Annotated in this window: 2 protein-coding genes; both read right to left on the bottom strand. The window is 70.1% G+C overall.

Translation table 11 applies throughout. The features are described 5' to 3' along the window. The coding region (locus VIB55_RS11035) for a 3-oxoacyl-ACP synthase III family protein (protein WP_414681446.1) at window positions 1-449 on the bottom strand (449 nt) is incomplete at its 3' end. A 76-nt stretch (window positions 450-525) separates the two neighbouring features. Next, window positions 526-1,563 carry a LacI family DNA-binding transcriptional regulator gene (locus tag VIB55_RS11030; protein WP_331876714.1) on the bottom strand — a complete coding sequence of 346 codons (1,038 nt, stop codon included), beginning with the start codon at window positions 1,561-1,563 and terminating at the stop codon, window positions 526-528. Window positions 1,564-1,795 lie beyond the last annotated feature (232 nt).

The raw sequence follows: 1,795 nt of genomic DNA, 5'->3' as shown, positions 1-1,795 counted from the left end.
AGGAACTTCGACATCGCGTAGACCGCGACCACGAGCACGCGCCAGTACCGCTCGTCGGCGCGCAGGTACTTCCACGCGACGTCCAGCGCCGTGGCGAATCCCGCGCAGGCGCTGTTCACGTCGAACGTCCCTGCGTCCGGCCGCATCCCCAGCCGTCCGTGCAGCACGGAGGCGGTGGCGGGGGAGACGTACTCGGGGGTGTCGGTGGATACGATCAGCAGGTCCACGTCGGAGGGCTGCAGACCGGCGTCGTGCAGGGCGCGGCGAGCGGCGTTCTCGGCCAGGTCGGCGGTGGATTCGTCGTCGCGGCACCAGCGGCGCTCGCGGATGCCCAGAGTGTTGCTGACGAAGCCGTCCACGTCCTCACCCAGCGCGGCGGACAGCTCCGCGTTGGTGACGACGCGCTCGGGGACGTAGGACCCCGTTCCGGTGATGACGGCCTGGCGCATGTAGGGAAGTGCGAAAGTGCGTGAGTGCGAAAGTGCGAAAGTGCGAAAGTGCGAAAGTAACGGCTGGCGATGCCGGCTATTCCCTGATCCGGGGCCGTGCGGTCGTCCCTCGCGCCACCAGCTTCACTGGCAGCGGCTTGGTGGGGCGCGGGACCCAGGACTCGTCTTCCAGCTGCTTCAGGAGCAGGCGGGCGGCGCGGGCTCCCAGTTCGCGGGCGGGGACGCGGATCGTCGTCAGCTCCGGCGTGAGGACTCGGGCCAGCTCAACATCGTCGCATCCCACGATGCTCATCTCTCCCGGCACACTCACTCCCGCGGTCAGGCAGGCCTTGAGGGCGCCCGCGGCAACCAGGTCGTTGGCGCAGAACACGGCTGTCGGTCGCTCTACCGGACCCAGCGCAAGCAGCGCCTTCATCGCCTGCAGCCCCCCCGCCACGTCCGGCGCCACCCTGCGCAGCCGATCCGACGGCAGACCGATCCCGTGCGCGCGCAGCACCTGGAAGAAGCCACGTTCGCGCATCCTGAAGCCGTGCACGTCCGTGGCGGGCCCCGCGAATGCCAGCCGGGTGTGGCCGAGCCCGACCAGGTGCTCCGCCGCCAGCCGTCCCGCGCCCAGCGCGTCGCTGGCGACCCCCGGCCAGCGCTCTGACGGCTCGTCCACCAGCACCACCTTCAGGTCGGCCAGCGCGCTCTCCGGCAGCGCCAGCGCGCCGATGCCGTCCAGGATCAGCCCGTCCACCTGCCGGGCGCGGAGGGCGTCGAGATGCCGCGCGGCGTTGGTTTCGCGGACGTCGCCGGGAAGAACCGCATAACCCGCCTCTGCTGCCACGCGCTGAACGCCGGTGACCACATCCAGGAAGAACGGGTTGCTCAGGTCCGGCACCATCACGCCCAGCGCGTACGACTTCCGCTGTACCAGCCCGCGGGCCAGCATGTTGGGCCGATAGCCCAGCTCCCCCGCCGCCAGCACCACCCGCTCCCGCGTCGTCGCCGACACCCGCGCCCGGGGGTTGCCTCCCAGCACCAGCGAGACGGTGGCCTGCGACACGCCGGCGCGTCGGGCAACGTCGTGCGTCGTAACGCGGCGGGCGGGAGAGGGAGGAGGCGTCGTCATTGCTGATACGTATTAGGTAATACGTATTGGCAAATCGATTGTCAAGAGTTTTGGTTGAGCGCCTCGGCGTTCGGGCGGAGGCGCCGGCCCTGCTGGGCGACTGAAGTCGCGGCAACAAGGGCCCGAAGTCCGCCTTCGCGGACTGCCACGCGAAGCCGAGTCCAGGGAGCTAGCTGAGACGCACACGAATTCTCCCCCTCTCCCGCTTGCGCCCCGCTTGCGGGAGAGGGGG

This window comes from Longimicrobium sp. (genome assembly GCF_036554565.1).
Classification (GTDB): domain Bacteria; phylum Gemmatimonadota; class Gemmatimonadetes; order Longimicrobiales; family Longimicrobiaceae; genus Longimicrobium.
Note: the sequence above shows the minus strand (reverse complement) of the source record. Positions and strands in the feature narration are given on the sequence as shown.